We start from the raw sequence: 15,259 nt of genomic DNA on the forward strand, positions 1-15,259 counted from the left end.
GAAGACTAGAAAGGCCGCCGTGATGGCAGCCTTTCGACGTCAACCGATGTATCTTGGCATTAGGCGAGACGGAACGAAGCGCCGCCCGTCTTGCTGCTCTTGCGATAGCCGAGGAAGCCGAGGCCCAGGAAGCCCAGGATCATCATCGCCCAAGTGGTCGGCTCGGGGACCGCAGCTACGGTGAAGTTCGAAACTTCAAAAGCGTTGGTACTGCCCGATCCGAACGTAGCGGACGTGATATACTCGCCGCCGCTGGTGTGGAACTGAATGTATTGTGCGTATTGCTGGTCGCCATTAATCGGATTAACGCCAGCCTGGCTCGGCGTATACGTGTAGGTATGTCCCAGGCTCGTCGTGATCGTCAGAAGATTGTAGCTGTCGGGCGAACCCCACAGAAAACTCAAATAACTGAGCGGATTGATGAAGCTCAGGGTCGCATCACCGTTATTGCTGGGACCCGCAGCAAGAAAATTGCCAACCGTGTCCGGCTCCGGCATTGCCGCATAGCCAGGATGCGTTGTGTTGTAAACTGCACCGCCTGACTGCGTAGCAACACCCGTAATACCCGTGTTGTTAAGGTTCAGAGACAGAATGGTCAGGCTCGGATCGTTGCCAACGCTTTCCACAACCGCGGCGTTCGCGATCGACGGCACAGAAGCCAAGAGCGCGAGCGCCGCGAGCTTAGCCCCCAAAGTAGAAACTTTGTTCAATTTGACCTCCTTAATAAAATTACACAACGGCAAGGATTTTTTAACTCCACCACGGCGGCGAGTCAATCGCGCAGCGCAATTTAAATAAATTAAATTATATCAGATTAACTCGCCTTCGGGCGTGAACACACCGTCCGCAACTAGGTCGCATCGGACGCGCAAAATGGAAAGGGCCGCCCCGAATGGGAGCGGCCCGCACATTAAAGCCTAAACTAGCTCAAGCGGCATGTACATGCATCGAGCGACGTCGGTAAGCCATGGCACCGACCCCCAGGAAGCCGAGGATCATCATCGCCCAAGTCGACGGCTCGGGGACGGCGGAGACCGAAACGTCGTCCAGCAGGTTACCGACGTTCGGGTTACCGCCAGAAAGGTCCGTGAAGCTCAACTTTCCGCCATTTGTGGTGAACCAGAACGAATAGGTGGTCAGAAGATCGGTTGGGTTGAGGGTGATCGACTGCGAAGAGCCCCCCAGCGAGAAGCCGATCGTCGTGGTGTGTTGGGCCGGATCGACGTTGCCGGCGCCGCCCTGGCTACCCGCCAGCTGGAAGCTAACCAGGTAGGTACCGGCAGCAAAATCCATCTTGGTGGTCAGCTGGCCAGGCTGGCCGGTCGAACCGTTGAGGTCGACATAATTGCCATTGCCAACCGGCAGGAATGCATAAGGTCCGTTATCGCCAATCACGTCAACCGACCCGGACGTCACCGTCCAGTTCGTGAACATCGTCTGGTTGAGAGATTGCGTGGTGGTGGTGTTGAAGTTATCCTCGAAAATGATGGTTGCCGCCTGAGAAGCCTGCGACCAAGCGAGCGCGGAGACAACAACCAGACCGGACAAAAGCCGCTTCACGAGACGCTCCTATTATCGAATTAGAATTCAGTGATTAGAGAGGCCGACAGGACCTGTCAAAAGAATATTTATCTCGACATAAATATCTTTAACTGCAGCAAGGTGAATTTAACCAAACAAGATGACCTCACTGAACGTCCTATTGCCCCCGTCCGTTCGAGTAGCGGGGTCAGCGCGAAGCGGCGAGCAGCTGTCGGCGAGCCTCGGACGACCGACGAACAGCTCGACCCAGGATACCAATGCCAAGGAAGCCAAGCAGCATCATCGCCCAGCTTGAAATCTCGGGTACGGGGCTGACGGCAGCGAAATTAAGCGTCCCCGCAACCCCTGGACAATAGAGATTGCCAGGGCAATCCAAGCCATCTGCGGAAGCCGGGGTTGTTGGGCCATCAGGCAACCACATTGTGAGGAACGGCTCAGGATTATAGTACAAGCCGCCATAATTGCCTGAGCCAAAAGAAAACAATACACCATTAAAGGTAAATACTCCCGCGACGAACAGGTTGTCATAGGAGAAGTATCTGTAGGGGTCGCTTAAGTCTGGGTAGAAGTTGTTCACACCCAAAGAGTAGTCGGCCGGCACGAGACCGGTAATCGCTTCCGTCACGCCGCCAGTTACGACATTCCCGGATATCGACTGCAGCTGACCATTCGACTGATCATACGTGAATTTGCCGGCAACGCTGTAGACCGAACCGGTAAAGCTGAAGCTTTCCGTCAAATAGGTCGCTGCGCGAACCGGCGTGACCATAACCATGGAGCCGACGACCGCAGCCCCAAAAAGCGTGAGAATCTTCACTGTTTCGTTCCTCATCCAAAAATAAAAACATGATTCCTGATTGAGCAGCGCACATGCACCGCCCAACGGACTCGCGACGAAAGAAACCTCTCGTGAGCCGACGTTGTCTGAACTGTTGGGATACTGAAACGAACGCTTATTGATTCGTCACACCGAGTATATCCGAATCAGAAGCACCGCGCCTCGCGAATTTTCTCCGAAGAGGCGACAAGTCGGCTCACCTGCCAGCGGCGACAGGCGTCAGGATGCCGCCCTGAACTTATCCATGCTCAAGCGAATCGTTGCCGCAAAACGATTTTGACGGTCGTCGGCGACATCCAGGACTTGCATGCTGGTTAGCCCTGCCAGGGCTTTGGCTACCGGCACCGCTTCGGCGCTGACCGGCTCGGCAAATTCCGAGTTACGTTCGACCACCTCGTCCGCGGCGTTAAGCGCCGCCAGCAGGACTCGCGTAATTGAGTCGGGCATTTGATTGGGCATGTTCTTCGGAACCCTTGCGGAGCCGGCATGCCCACTTACCACTGAGTTCTTTACGTATGAAGCGGCGGTTCCCGCTCATCGCGAAATTTCTGTGCAGCGTGACTTCTCCGCCGCATGGGCAAGCTTTCCCGCACTACGGGCGCTCGACGCTCCGGGATCCAATGGAAGTCAGTATCCCAGTCAAGCTGTAGTGAGTTGGCGCCGGCGACGGAGGGTCAGCATGCCCATACCGAGGAAACCAGCGATCATCATCATCCAGGTTGAAGGCTCCGGCACAGCGGAGAGAACCTGGACTTGGCTCAGCATGATCCACGGCTCGAGCTTGGTATCCCATGCATTCTCCTGGAACCCACTCAGCGGATCGTTGAAGGTATTAGTGCTCGCATCCCAATACTGCTTCTCATAGTCGTAGCCATCCTGTTCAAGGGCGCCACGGAACAGCTGAAGTGTAAAGAGCTCGCTCGACGAGATCGCTTGGTTCAAGGTGATCGTGATGAGGGCCGTGCTCGAGGCGTACGGGTTGCCTCCCGTATAGGGCGAAATCACCTGAGTGTATTGCGACGAATTAAGAACGGTCGAACCGATCGTAACCGATACGTTTCCGGGCGCTCCGACCAACCCTCCAGATCCGTCAGCCGCGACGTACAGATTGATCTGGCTGACCATCGACCCGCTCGCCAGATGGAAGACGATCGTCGGGTCCTGATACTTCCAACCGACATATTGGCTGGCCTGTCCATTGAGGGAGCCGTAGTACGGCGACGCCGCCGTGGTCCAACCGTTAGAGATCGTTCCGTTCGACCCGCTGACCAGTGAAAAATTGTTGGTCGCGATAACCCCGTCCGTCAGCTTGCCAGTGCCGCCGGTCAAAACGTTCGTGGCATTGGAATTGTTCGGGATGGAGCTGGGGGACCCGTTCACCCCCGCCATGGGATCGGGGGTCGACTGGCCGTTCTTGGTGTACGTGAAATCGAAGTAATTTTGACCGCCGGTCGGCGTCGTGTACTGGGCCGCGCCGTTTCCGTTGACCATGTCATAGCTAGTTACAGTCACAATGCCGGCCGAAGCTGCCGACGAAGCCAAACCCGCGACAAGAAAAGCGACGATTGAAAACGGGCGAGACAGCATTCCAAATTCTCCGGCGTCCATCCCCGAGGCTGGGGAACATTTTAATTCGGTATTTAGCCTACTCCCGCGGGCTTGTCGTTAATTTACATAACCTCAAGCATAATTTTCTTAGAACACCATTGGTAACGTTAAGGTGCGCGATATCGTCGCGCAGCATTTTCCAACGCCTTAGTTCTTTCTGATCCGATTTTGGTTCAAGGGATTCGGCACCGGCTCGAATTCATTCGTATAGCCATCCGCGGCAATGCCTTTGAACATCAAAAATCCGCGCGGAGTCACGACGATATCGCCTTGGCGGAGGAGACCATCGCTTTTGGCGACCTCGACGGCCAGCGCCTCGCTCTCATCGAAGCTTGCCGGTGGACGCTTGATTCGATTCGACTCTTGAGAAATGCCGCCGACTGAAGCGAACGCAAAGCCCACAGCAACAAACACGACCGCGCAACCGTTTTGGACGACCCTCTTCGGCAAGTGCGTCATCCTCGAGTCTCCGCCATGAAAGGCTCGTTCCCCGCGATGCTACGCCATCCGCCACGATGAAGCTAAAAAAAAAGAAAAGCCGCCATTCGGCGGCTTTTCTCGGCATTGCGCGAGTAAATCGATATCAGGCAAGCCGAAGTGAGGAGCCAGCGCGGCGGCGGTAAGCAATGAGGCCGAGGCCAAGGAAGCCAAGCGTCATCATGGCCCACGTAGCCGGCTCAGGAACAGCAGTGATCGTCCCCTCGAAGCCTCCGCGGGTTTCAGCGCCGCCAGGGCTAACGAAAGCAGTGTACGAGAACACGTAATTATAGAGACCCGGCGCGTAGCTGAAAGCGCCGATGTCGACCAGCGGGTTGCTTCCCGAGAAGAAGCCGCCAACGAGAGTGTGAACACCGTCGGTGAACGTCCAGCCACCGCCGAAGAAGTTGCCCGTAATTACGGTCTCAAACTTGACTGGAGTCGTGGGAGAAACGACCACATCATTCGAAACAGAAGAAAGAACAACCGAGGCCTGGGCAGGCGCAGCGACCAAGAACAGACCTAGTACCGCAGCTACCACAAACTTAAGGGACGACATCGTAACCTCCAAGGCATTTAATGCGACGGAAGATCGTCCGTGGAACTACGTTTTGTCAACTATAATTTTGCGCTGCACACATACAGTGAGCGCGCTGCACCCATTTTATGGAACTGTGACTCAGCGGCAGAAATTCACGTCAGCGCATTTAAATCTGTCATTCTTCCGTTAGAATCGACAAAGCCGCGAGCACCTGCTCGGGAATTGGGCAAACCCAATACTGAACAATTATCAACCGTTTATTTAATCAGAGAGCAGAAAAATAAATAATTCCCGGAGGGCCTGGGCACAATCGACCTATTCCGGCCTGCCGCGATCCGTGCGCACCCACTCGTATGAGCTGCGCCGCACAAGATACCGCAAGAGACCGAACCGTTGCAGGACCTGCCCCGCGACGAAAGGAACTTGCGAAGCGGGCAGGATGTCGCGGCCAAATTTGAGCCAGGCCAATGCCAGCGCGCCAGCCAATAGTGAGAGGTTGAAAAGAGCCAGCACTGCTGGAAGTAGCGGTCCACCCAGCAGCACGTACACGCCTCCCAGAGCTGCGATACCGCCTGCTATGGCCACGAGAAGCGACAATGGTGGTACGAGCAAATCGAGCGCGAGAACCAGGGCATCGAAATTGCGCCTCGCGATCGATGCCGCCAGCAGCCGTGGGACGTAGCGCACAATCATGGCCAAGTGCCCTTCAATCCAACGCTGCCGCTGGCTTTCAACACCTCGCTCTGTCTTCGCAAACTCACTGGTCACCCGGACTGCCGGCAGGAAGCGGGCGGGCGTGCCGGATAAAGCCAGATCCAATCCTAACTTTAAATCTTCGACGATATTGCCGCTCGCGAGTGGCGCAGACTTAATCACCTCCCAGGGAAACATCATCCCTGTGCCCATCAATTGCACCGGACCGCCGAAATGATTGAGCCCGAGCGGCCTAATCCAATTCTTCAAACGCCAGGCGAATTCCGCGATACGCTGACTGACCTGAAATCCCTCGGCGCCTGTCATTAGATAAAGTGCCTGAATAGGTTCGCCTGTACGAACACAATAACTGAGCGCCTTCGCAACGAAGTCCGGCTGTAGCCGACAATCCGCATCTACGAAGAGAACAAATTCAGGAGGATTGTCCTTCAAGTGGGCGACTGCCCAGGCCATTGCATAGCCTTTGCCGCGCCGGTCGGGCTCGTTGCGCGGGAGTACCTGCGCGCCGTAGGCGGCTGAAACTGCGGCCGTATCATCGTTACAGTTGTCGGCCACCACGATCAGACGATCGCATTCTCTCAGCTGGGGGACGACATCCTTGAGTGTCGGAATGATACCATAGCTCTCATTGTGAGCCGGCACGACAACCGCGATCGGGCCAGCCGTCGCGCCGTCCTCTGATTCAATCTCATCGCGTGCCCCGAGCGCTGCCAGCACTTCAACGAACAACACAAGCGTGGGAATTAACGCCAAAGCATTTAAGACTATAAGAAATATCATAATCCATTAATTTCCGCGGGGCCAAGAATACCATTAGTTCTGGAAAATTCTCAGATAGAGAACAATCTGGCTCCCCCAATAGCCATTTGACACCCGCTATAAGTTATAAATAGGCCTAACCAACAGTCAAACCCCTGTTGCACAGTTTGAAGACGGCTCAAGATCGAACCAATGAAAATTGCCTATCTGGTTAATCGGTACCCGGCGGTCAGTCATAGCTTCATTCGCAGAGAAATCCTGGCGCTCGAGCGCCAGGGGCACGAAGTCTTGCGCATATCGATTCGAGGGGGAAACGAGGAGCCTCTCGGCCCAGAAGATCAAATTGAAGCGCAGCACACACATTTCGTCCTTCATCGCGGCAGCAAGGAACTTCTTCTTGCGTTCTCTCGCGTGTTTATGACGCGACCGCTCAACATGGTTAAGGCCCTCGCCTTGGTATGGAAGCTCGGGCGGCAGGCAGAGCGCCCGCTCCCGGTTCATTTTGTTTATCTGGTCGAAGCGTGCTTGATCTACCTTTTGCTGCAAGCCGAAAACGCGCAGCATCTTCACGCACACTTTGGAACCAACTCCGCCGAAGTCGCAATGTTGACTCACGCGTTGGGTGGGCCACCCTGGAGCTTCACGGCACATGGTCCAGAGGAATTCGATAAGGCCGGTTTCATCGGCTTATCGGAAAAGATTCGGCGCGCCAGATTTGTGGTTGCAATCAGTTCTTTTGGACGCAGCCAACTATTTCGCCAAGTTGGCTATGATCAATGGAAGAAGATAAGAATTGTAAGGTGCGGCTTGGAGCCGGCATTTTACGAGCATAGCACGGCCAGACGTCCGACTGAGACAGCCCGGCTCATCTGCGTCGGCAGACTTTGTGAACAGAAAGGACAGTTATTGCTGCTGCAGGCTACAAAGCGGCTTGTAGATGCTGGTATCAAATTCGAACTCGTTCTTGCCGGTGATGGAGAGATGAGAGGTGAGCTCGAACGCACCATCCAGCGATTTCGATTGGAGGCAGTGGTGCGGATTACGGGTTGGATCACAAGCGACCAAGTGCGCGAGCAGATCCTAGACTCCAGAGCACTCATTTTACCTAGCTTCGCCGAGGGTCTTCCCGTCGTTCTCATGGAGGCGATGGCGTTGCGACGTCCCGTGATCAGCACTTTCGTCGCGGGCATTCCTGAACTGGTCGAGCCCGGCAAGCACGGCTGGCTTGTTCCCGCTGGCGACGTGGATCGTCTCGCAGCCGCTATGCAGGCCTGCCTCCAATGTTCCGACGAACAGATCGAAAGCATGGGAGAGAATGCGCGAACAAAGGTAATCCAACTTCACGACGTCGATAGCGAGGCTCAGCATTTGGCTGAGCTTTTTCTGGGTAGCCCAGACCAAAGGAGCAACGGTCCAGAGGTCTCGTCTAAGCCGTCCTAGTCAGAGCGGACTTCCTAGTATCTCTAGAAACTCGATGGCCCCCCCAGGCTTTTCGTCGAAGAACACTCCGATGACGAGACGCCCCGTCTTCCAAGCCATGGTATCCAGGTTTGTCTTCCCCCCAGATACGATGGGTCCTCGCTCCTCCGCCTGATGTCCATGGACAACATGACGACTGCCATGACCGGAGCTCGTGTCCTTGGGATATCGCTTCCAGAGAAGCGTACGTTCGCTCTGCTGATTGAGCGGGAGCCTTGGATCCAATCCCGCATGCACGAATACTCGTTTCGAGTCGGCAAAGAAGGTTGGAAGCTCAGCGATCCATTCTAGATGATGCTGCGGAATAACGCTTCGGAGCGATACGCCGGGAATGAATTCGCCATAGGAAGCCAACGTCTCGTTGCCCCCATTCTCAATCCACCATTCGGTCTCGACGAGATTGTTGCAAGCCTCCCACATCATTGCCTCGTGGTTTCCCTTCAAAGCGACGAGCTGTAAGTTGGGAAACGACCACTGCATCAGGAATTCGATCACGTCACGACTTTTGGGCCCTCGATCGACGTAGTCGCCGAGGGTGACAACACGCGCAGTCTGATTGCCGACGTGTTCCAGAATCCTCGACAATGCCTGCTCGAGCAAGTCGAGCCGACCGTGAAGATCGGGAATGGCGTAAGTCAGACTCATAAGCAGACCTTAGGAGAACCGCGCAACTCCGCGCTGCGACCGACCTTCATAAATGCGATCGGCACCGGATCCCCGGCTCGAACGTGGACGCCCTCCCCCCGCAGCCGGCTTGGGCAGAAATTGCTCAAGGTCTCCTGCGAGCGCGCCTCAAGCTGGAGCCAATTTGCGCCGGGATCTCATGAAGAGGCTGCGGATAGCCCCGAGTAGACCATCGAAGGCGAACAGCAGGACAAGTGCTACGACGAACAGGCTAATTCCCGTAAGGTCATGCACGACGCCCTCGATGAGATCAGGACCTCCATAGTAGGCCATCAGCACCAACGCAAAAACGCGGAAGAAATTGGCGAGAATCGTGATGGGAATGATCGCCAGCAGGAGCAGGAAGCTGCGCAGCTTTTCTTTCCATCGGAAGGCGTAGACGTAAAACACGCCGATCGCGGACAACGCGAATATCGAATTCATGCCCGAGCAAGCGTCTTTGACGAGGAGTTGGTACGACCCGATCATGATCATGACGCCGTTCTGAGCGACCGGGAAACCCGCAGCGTACAGAACTCGTGTCACCGTGTCGGAAATGAACACCTTCAACGGGACCGTCATCGCATCGACGAGCCAGTCAGGCATCGGCACAGCAAAGACCAAAAAACTGAGTGGAAAGGCCAGGGCCCGAAGGGTCGGCCAGCCGGCACAGATTAGGATCGAGCCAACGATCACGGGCAGGATCGACCCCATCTCCACTGTTAGCAGTCCTTGCTGCAATCGCGAGAGGTATAAAAACACCAGCCCGAGAGCCAGAACGGCCCATCCAGCGACTGGTGCCGGTGCGACCTTAGCGCGCATCACGCGCTCGCGCGATTGCCAAACCAACCAGAGTGTCGCCGCGATGATCAGGGGCCCGTGGCCCTCCTGCTCCGTCTGCCACGGCCCGTTGATCAGGCCGCGGATCGTGGGCGTGTAGGCGCCAAGTATGGCAACCCCCATTAAAAAGGGCCCCAAAAGAGACGTAGACAGACCTGTTCCGAACGATTTGCGGATATGGATATCAGTCATCAATTCGAGCTCTGTGATTAAATATCAATTCCACTTGGTTCCAGAAATTATCATCGCCTACTCGCACCAACAATCGACTATCTTTTGATCACCAGCGCGGCAAACACTATTCCTGCAAGGACCAGAACTGCCGCCAGAATAAAATGTCCGGCGTTTCCAACCTGATTGGCAACAGCAAACACGAGGCCTGCCAGCATAAAATTCACGAGAGTTCGAATTTCGCGATCCGAGAATTGAAAGAAGGCGATCACCAATCCGATAAAACTCGTCACGGTAACGACGTCAAATAAGGTTGCCATATTCCATACACTGAACAAAAAGGGAATCGCGTGAGCGAGCCCGACAATGGCCTATTGTGACTTGGCATCACCCTGCTTCATGAGGTCCGCATAGTCACCCTCGTATTTCGCCTCGAGCTTCGCCGAATAGGCGGCCAGGCCCAGTTCCGCTGCGAGGGCGTCCGCCCGCATCATCTGCCGCGCCAGGTTGGCCGCGGCATCTCCTTCGATCGGACGAGATTCCTCAGCCCTCACTTTGAAGAAGAGCCCGTTCGAGCCGACCCTGGTGAAGAATATATCGTCGTCCTTCCGTTTCTGAATCAGGCCGACAAGCTCCTCAGGAAGGTCGCTGCTCGACAAGACGCCCAGCTGGCGACCATGCGGAGTTCCACTTGCGGTCAGTTGCTGCAGCACCTCGTCGAGCGACTTCGCGTCCTTGTTCGCGTTCACGAAAGTCTGCGTCGCAGGTGTGAGCGGAATGATGACTTCGTCGACGCTGAACAGCTTGCGATCAGCGAACTTCCATGTATTTTTTGCAATGTAGCGGTCGGTGTCAGCCTTGGTTGGCGCTTTGGCCGATGCGGCACGATTGAGCATCGCGTTGCCAAGGACCTGTTCTCGCACGCGCAACAGATCCAGCAGAACTCCTGGTTCGCGGTCTAATTTCGCGGTCATCGCCTGTTGCAGCAAATACTTTCGAACAACGATCTCGCCGAGGACGCGTTTCACAACCTCCGGATCTTTCTGCTTGTCCGGTGTGATGCCCGCGAGCCTGAACTCGTTGTCAAGCTCCTGCGTCGTAATGACCTCGTTGCCGACACGGGCAACAACTTGACCTTTTGCCGCAGCCGTTTGATCGCCACTTCGCTGGCCGCACGAGGCCAGGGCGAGACCGGACGCAGCCAGGAAGACAGCCAGTCTCCAAGTGCGCAAATTGCCAAGCCTTTTCACCCGACCCTCCGTGTTTCTATTCAGCGATGGTAATCAACAAGCCAGATTGAATGTGCTCAACTAAAAATCTGAACTGCATAAGTAATTGGCTATTGCGTAGCCGTCGAGACAGGAGACCGCGCTAAGCTGAAAATCCGATATTTAGATTAATTCAGGAATCCGTGGGTGGAAGCTCATTCGTGACGGTTTTGTGAGGAAGTTCAGTGCCCTCGCCTCTTTATTTAATTCCGATGGACAGCTAACAATTGTCCGAACAGGAGCCACACGATGAAGTCCAGCCGGGTTGGAGTTGTTCTCGCGTCGATCGCAATCGCCGGAACCGCGATAGCCGCCGAGGTCTTTGCGCCGCGGCAGTTGATGGCCCGCACGGCGGCCTCCCAAAGCCTCGAAACCGTCATTCCCCGACAGTTTGGAACCTGGAAGCTTGTCCCTGAGATCAGCCCGGTCAAGCCTATCGATCCTGAAGCCTACGTGCAGCCGCCGGATCCTCTCTCCGCGAAGGTGTATAGCCAGGAGGTGGCCCGCGGTTATACGGACGGTGCTGGCCATATCGTCATGCTGCTGGTCGCCTACGGCCCCGTGCAAAATTACAAGCTCAAGGCGCACCGCCCCGAAATCTGCTACACTGCTAACGGATTTCGCGTATCCGACAAGAGCAATTCGAATTTGGACTATTCCGGCGGCTCGCTGAAAATCACAAGATTAGTCGCCGAGCGCGAGTCTCGCTACGAACCGATCACCTATTGGATGAAGGTCGGTGACGACATTTCGAACGGAGTTGTCGACAATCAGATTAGTCGGCTGAAATATGGCTTGCGCGGCATTCTTCCGGATGGTGCCCTGATCAGGGTTTCAACGGTCGGTCTTCTCAAAGACGCCTCGTTCAAGCTGCAAGATCAATTTATCAAGGAGTTGCTAGCGGCATTGCCTTCTCAAGAGAGAGGCTTCTTCTTAGGAAAATCCTAATTTCCTCGAGGGGCGATGCGCGTGGCAGCAAGGGCTCACGGAGATCAAAGTAACCTGGCAAGCTGCAGACTTTGGAGAACGATGAAGGTTTTTATCTCGGTCGCAGCATCCGTGACGATACAAGCGTTGGCGACGACTGGAATGGCCGCTGCGCAGACGCCCGAAGACACCCTCCTTGCCTATGCTGTGAATATTCACCAAACACCCATGCAGACATGGGGTCCCGGTTACGGGATTTATCTCGGAAAGGGCAATTTCCTGACTGCGGCCCACGTGGCCGGACGAACCTGGTTTACACGACCAAAGGTCACGATCTCGGGTAAGGAGTTTCCCACCCGGGTCGTCAAGGAGGGCCAACTCGAGGCGACCGACCTGACTTTGCTCGCGGTCGAAGAAGACCTGTTGCCAATGCGGTTGAGGCTAAGGCGAATGCGTCTTTGTGACACTCAGCTTCGGCCCGGCCAGGAAGTCGTCACCGTGATACCTGAAGCCGTCGTTCGCTCTCGCATTATCGCCCCTGAGCGCATTCCCGCAGGAGCACGACGATTCAACACAGCAATTGTCGATGTAGCCAAGACCGGCAACTCGGGATCTGGCGTCTTCGACGTGAAGCAGAAGTGCCTACTCGGCATCATGAGTCGCAAGATCAGTCAGAAGCGAACCAATCTCGTGACTCGAAAAGAAGAGACGTACGACGTCGCGAAGTACTTCGTACCTGCGGCTGAGATCGCAGCGTTCGTCCCTCGCGGAACGTTTGATACGCCATAGATCCCGATTTGATTGTCGATCAAACCGGAAAAGCTCACCCTCTAATAATACCCGTAGTAGGTATCGATCTTTTCAGAAACCTTGTTGACGACAACTCGGACGACGGGGACACGTTCGAGATGCTTCTGACATTCCTTGATGTCGGCGACCGACGAACTTCCCACGCCGGTCACGAGCAGCACCGCATCCATGCGGGGCAAGATCGAAATGACGTCATCCCCGAGAAGCATGGGCGGCAGATCGAAGATCACTGTGTGAGATCGGAACTCTCGCTTGATCCCCTGTAGCAAGGCCGTCATGGTCTGCGAGGCCATCCACTCGGACGAACCGGAGATCGAAGTCGAGCCCGGCAGCAAGAACAGGCTGTTCGGTCCGACTCCTGCCTTCACGACCGCGGAAGAAATCGGCACCTGTCCTTCAAGAACACTGAGAACGCCACCGCTGCGCGGCAATCCGAGATAGTTTGCAACCATTGGCTTGCGCAAATCGAGATCCACGACAAGCGCAGATCGCTCCGGAAGCCTCGCAATGCTCATGGCGAGGTTGCAGGCCGTAACCGTTTTTCCGCAACCAGCCGTGGGCGACGTGACCGCCAGGAACTGCCAATTCTTCTTGTCCATCTCCTGGAGCACCTGCGTCCGCAGCATGTCGTAGTAGCGGCCGCTTTCGCCACCGGCTGCGAAAGCCACGATGCGATTGGCCTCGAGGTGATCAGCATCGAGCCGGACTTCACGTACCGACGTTGACTCGTGCCCCCTCGCGATCGGCTTCGATCCGCCGATGAGCTCCTGCTGCGCGAGACTGTCACCGGAGCGCGCCAGCTCCACAGCCTGCTTGATCGACTCCATAGGAACCTCTTGGATTAACGGAACAGGCCTGCCCGCGCCTTGGCGAGCATGAGATCAAGCGGCGGCATAAAGAAATAGGCACCACCAAGGAGAGCGACCACAACCACGATCGCCAGCACGATCGCGGCGATCCTGCGACGCCTCTGGCGGCGCAGCTCTGCCTTCGTTGCAATATAAGGCACCGGAACGATGAGACGATTATCCACGATCGTAAACAGATCGCTGCTGCGCCGGATCGCCTTGTCCGTCAGCTCAAGCACGAAGGTTAAGCCCGCACCGGCGGCGACCGCCAGCGCAAGGGTAAGGGCCAGCAGCTTCGGCCGATGCGGCTTGATAGGCTCCTGAGGCGCGGTCGGCTGTTCGATAACCTCGAGCTTTTCGGACTGCTGGTCCTTTTCGAGGTTTTCGCCCAGCCGCGCGGCCATCAGCTTGGCCGTGGCTGCTTCGAGGTTTTTCTGTAGCCCCTCCTGCTGAGCAACAAGGGCATCGAGGCTTGCCGCCGCCGCGGCGTCATTTCCATTCGTTGCCGGCGCTTGAGCGACACTCTCCATTGCCTGGATCTGGCGCTTCAGCGACTGGATCATTGGATGCTTGTCGGAATAGAGCGCGCTCTTTTGAATCAGTTCAGCCTTCAATTGGGCAAGCGTACTCGTCGGCTGGTCCTGACCTGACGTTGTCGCGGGTTTACCCTGGGCAATGCGAAGCTGAGCGATTTTTGCATCGAGCGCCGCATTCTCGGTCTGCAGTCGTTGGACCTCGCGAGATAGGAAGCGAGATGTGTCGGTCGCGCGGCTGGTTCGATCGCGAAGATCTTCGTTCAGAATTCGCGTCATCAGCTCGTTAGCTACACGAGCTGCAATCGCGGGATCACCGTACTCAAATCCGACCGAGAAGACGATCGTCGGATTTTCCATAGCGGCCCTCGTCCGCTGCTTGAAATCCAGGATTGGATCGACCGGCGCAATCTTGGTGGATTTCTTCATCAAGTCGACCAACTCGGTGACCGACATGAGGGTACGTTTTTCCGGAAAAAGCTGGAACTTGTCAGCGATCGCGATGAGATTGTCGCGCGTCATCGTGCGCTGCTGAATGACCTGGATTCGCTCTTGCGCGGCGCTTGTCACCGTCGGCCGCACGAGTTCGGTTGGAATTTGCTGCGACTGGACGAGAATCTTTCCTTCGGAAAGATAAGTCGGAGGCCAGATCAGCACGGCGGCGGTTCCCGCCGCCGCAATCAGAACGAACGGCACGACCAAGGATAGCCAGCGCCGTTTGATGATATCCAAATAATAAGAAGGCCGCAGCAGATGAGACCGGTCCTCCTCGAGAGGACCGTCAAAATTGTCTTCAAAATCAATCTTTTGCAGCATGCGTTTTCTGAAACCCGGTTGGTGCGACCTGCAAAGCGCGAAAACGTTGTTCGGTAAGTTCAGTCAGCTTGCAATTGATCTATCAAATGACTTTAGCATCGAAATTGCATAGAACCTCATTAATTATTGCGTCGCGAGAAGGTTTTGAATTGTCAGCCTTAATGATGATCGCGAGTCGTTCTTTAGGCGATTTCGTTTAATACTTAGCGGCCTTGATACTTGGCATTCCGAGGGTTGAGCTATAAGGCGGCTAGGGCAGGCTAGAGAACGGCAGGATGTACGAGTCATTTTATCAGCTGCGCGAGAAGCCCTTCTCGATACTGCCCGATCCGGATCTGATCTATTGGGGCAAGATGCACTCAATGGCATTCACGATGCTGGAGTTTGGCATCATGAACAATGCCGGGTTTACGGTCATCACGGGG

15 protein-coding genes and 2 pseudogenes are annotated in these 15,259 nt (G+C 55.6%); 3 read left to right on the forward strand and 14 right to left on the reverse strand.

Going from position 1 to position 15,259, the window contains the following annotated elements:
* Window positions 1-59 precede the first annotated feature (59 nt).
* The 8 genes and pseudogenes from AC630_RS02025 to AC630_RS02060 form a co-directional block, all read right to left on the reverse strand.
* Window positions 60-710 (reverse strand): Npun_F0296 family exosortase-dependent surface protein, encoded by a 651-nt coding sequence (locus tag AC630_RS02025; RefSeq protein WP_143197741.1) that lies wholly within the window; start codon window positions 708-710, stop codon window positions 60-62.
* 217 nt (window positions 711-927) lie between these two features.
* A pseudogene (locus AC630_RS48175) lies at window positions 928-1,029 on the reverse strand (PEPxxWA-CTERM sorting domain-containing protein); the annotation flags it as partial.
* 700 nt (window positions 1,030-1,729) lie between these two features.
* Window positions 1,730-2,359, reverse strand: coding sequence for a hypothetical protein (locus tag AC630_RS02035; RefSeq protein ID WP_143197742.1), 630 nt, complete (start codon window positions 2,357-2,359; stop codon window positions 1,730-1,732).
* Between the two features lie 240 nt (window positions 2,360-2,599).
* Window positions 2,600-2,839: a hypothetical protein gene (locus tag AC630_RS02040; protein ID WP_074116812.1), complete on the reverse strand. Its 240-nt coding sequence runs from the start codon at window positions 2,837-2,839 to the stop codon at window positions 2,600-2,602.
* Between the two features lie 180 nt (window positions 2,840-3,019).
* Window positions 3,020-3,967 carry a PEP-CTERM sorting domain-containing protein gene (locus AC630_RS02045; RefSeq protein ID WP_167561116.1) on the reverse strand — a complete coding sequence of 316 codons (948 nt, stop codon included), beginning with the start codon at window positions 3,965-3,967 and terminating at the stop codon, window positions 3,020-3,022.
* 168 nt (window positions 3,968-4,135) lie between these two features.
* Entirely contained in the window at window positions 4,136-4,447 is a 312-nt protein-coding gene (locus tag AC630_RS02050; protein ID WP_074116814.1) for a hypothetical protein, read from the reverse strand.
* Between the two features lie 124 nt (window positions 4,448-4,571).
* Window positions 4,572-4,676: pseudogene (locus AC630_RS48180) on the reverse strand (PEP-CTERM sorting domain-containing protein); the annotation flags it as partial.
* A gap of 645 nt (window positions 4,677-5,321) precedes the next feature.
* Window positions 5,322-6,500, reverse strand: a complete 1,179-nt coding sequence (locus AC630_RS02060; RefSeq protein WP_074116816.1) for a glycosyltransferase family 2 protein — start codon at window positions 6,498-6,500, stop codon at window positions 5,322-5,324.
* A 171-nt stretch (window positions 6,501-6,671) separates the two neighbouring features.
* Between AC630_RS02060 and AC630_RS02065 the strand changes: the two genes are divergently transcribed.
* On the forward strand, window positions 6,672-7,919 hold the full coding sequence (locus AC630_RS02065; RefSeq protein ID WP_074116817.1) for a glycosyltransferase: 1,248 nt from the start codon (window positions 6,672-6,674) through the stop codon (window positions 7,917-7,919).
* Here the strand turns inward: AC630_RS02065 and AC630_RS02070 are convergent, their stop codons facing one another.
* From AC630_RS02070 to AC630_RS02085, 4 genes are all read right to left on the reverse strand, one after another.
* The gene (locus AC630_RS02070; protein WP_074116818.1) at window positions 7,920-8,603 is read right to left on the reverse strand and encodes a metallophosphoesterase family protein; all 684 of its coding nucleotides are present in this window, start codon (window positions 8,601-8,603) and stop codon (window positions 7,920-7,922) included. It lies immediately after the preceding gene.
* A gap of 147 nt (window positions 8,604-8,750) precedes the next feature.
* The gene (gene xrt / locus AC630_RS02075; protein ID WP_074116819.1) at window positions 8,751-9,653 is read right to left on the reverse strand and encodes an exosortase; all 903 of its coding nucleotides are present in this window, start codon (window positions 9,651-9,653) and stop codon (window positions 8,751-8,753) included.
* A 77-nt stretch (window positions 9,654-9,730) separates the two neighbouring features.
* Window positions 9,731-9,952 (reverse strand): XrtV sorting system accessory protein, encoded by a 222-nt coding sequence (locus AC630_RS02080; RefSeq protein ID WP_074116820.1) that lies wholly within the window; start codon window positions 9,950-9,952, stop codon window positions 9,731-9,733.
* A 51-nt stretch (window positions 9,953-10,003) separates the two neighbouring features.
* Window positions 10,004-10,882 carry a SurA N-terminal domain-containing protein gene (locus tag AC630_RS02085; protein WP_167561117.1) on the reverse strand — a complete coding sequence of 293 codons (879 nt, stop codon included), beginning with the start codon at window positions 10,880-10,882 and terminating at the stop codon, window positions 10,004-10,006.
* 267 nt (window positions 10,883-11,149) lie between these two features.
* Here AC630_RS02085 and epsI point away from each other — a divergent pair, with 267 nt between their 5' ends.
* Both epsI and AC630_RS02095 read left to right on the forward strand, forming a co-directional pair.
* Entirely contained in the window at window positions 11,150-11,848 is a 699-nt protein-coding gene (gene epsI / locus AC630_RS02090; protein WP_074116821.1) for an exosortase-associated protein EpsI, V-type, read from the forward strand.
* A gap of 81 nt (window positions 11,849-11,929) precedes the next feature.
* On the forward strand, window positions 11,930-12,616 hold the full coding sequence (locus tag AC630_RS02095) for a trypsin-like peptidase domain-containing protein (RefSeq protein ID WP_245330231.1): 687 nt from the start codon (window positions 11,930-11,932) through the stop codon (window positions 12,614-12,616).
* 41 nt (window positions 12,617-12,657) lie between these two features.
* On the opposite strand, the gene AC630_RS02100 is transcribed toward AC630_RS02095, so the two are convergent.
* Complete coding sequence (locus AC630_RS02100; protein ID WP_074116822.1) at window positions 12,658-13,464, reverse strand: CpsD/CapB family tyrosine-protein kinase; 807 nt, start codon at window positions 13,462-13,464, stop codon at window positions 12,658-12,660.
* A 14-nt stretch (window positions 13,465-13,478) separates the two neighbouring features.
* Window positions 13,479-14,834, reverse strand: coding sequence for a GumC domain-containing protein (locus tag AC630_RS02105; protein ID WP_074116823.1), 1,356 nt, complete (start codon window positions 14,832-14,834; stop codon window positions 13,479-13,481).
* Window positions 14,835-15,259 lie beyond the last annotated feature (425 nt).

The organism is Bradyrhizobium sp. AS23.2 (assembly GCF_001908185.1).
Taxonomy (GTDB): domain Bacteria; phylum Pseudomonadota; class Alphaproteobacteria; order Rhizobiales; family Xanthobacteraceae; genus Bradyrhizobium.

Bases quoted from the DNA above. Each gene is read 5' to 3' on its own strand.
- AC630_RS02040 (WP_074116812.1), bottom strand. From the start codon at position 2,839: ATGCCCAATCAAATGCCCGACTCAATTACGCGAGTCCTGCTGGCGGCG.
- AC630_RS02045 (WP_167561116.1), bottom strand. From the start codon at position 3,967: ATGCTGTCTCGCCCGTTTTCAATCGTCGCTTTTCTTGTCGCGGGTTTG.
- AC630_RS02050 (WP_074116814.1), bottom strand. From the start codon at position 4,447: ATGACGCACTTGCCGAAGAGGGTCGTCCAAAACGGTTGCGCGGTCGTG.
- AC630_RS02060 (WP_074116816.1), bottom strand. From the start codon at position 6,500: ATGATATTTCTTATAGTCTTAAATGCTTTGGCGTTAATTCCCACGCTT.
- AC630_RS02065 (WP_074116817.1), top strand. From the start codon at position 6,672: ATGAAAATTGCCTATCTGGTTAATCGGTACCCGGCGGTCAGTCATAGC.
- AC630_RS02070 (WP_074116818.1), bottom strand. From the start codon at position 8,603: ATGAGTCTGACTTACGCCATTCCCGATCTTCACGGTCGGCTCGACTTG.
- xrt (WP_074116819.1), bottom strand. From the start codon at position 9,653: ATGACTGATATCCATATCCGCAAATCGTTCGGAACAGGTCTGTCTACG.
- AC630_RS02080 (WP_074116820.1), bottom strand. From the start codon at position 9,952: ATGGCAACCTTATTTGACGTCGTTACCGTGACGAGTTTTATCGGATTG.
- epsI (WP_074116821.1), top strand. From the start codon at position 11,150: ATGAAGTCCAGCCGGGTTGGAGTTGTTCTCGCGTCGATCGCAATCGCC.
- AC630_RS02095 (WP_245330231.1), top strand. From the start codon at position 11,930: ATGAAGGTTTTTATCTCGGTCGCAGCATCCGTGACGATACAAGCGTTG.
- AC630_RS02100 (WP_074116822.1), bottom strand. From the start codon at position 13,464: ATGGAGTCGATCAAGCAGGCTGTGGAGCTGGCGCGCTCCGGTGACAGT.
- AC630_RS02105 (WP_074116823.1), bottom strand. From the start codon at position 14,834: ATGCTGCAAAAGATTGATTTTGAAGACAATTTTGACGGTCCTCTCGAG.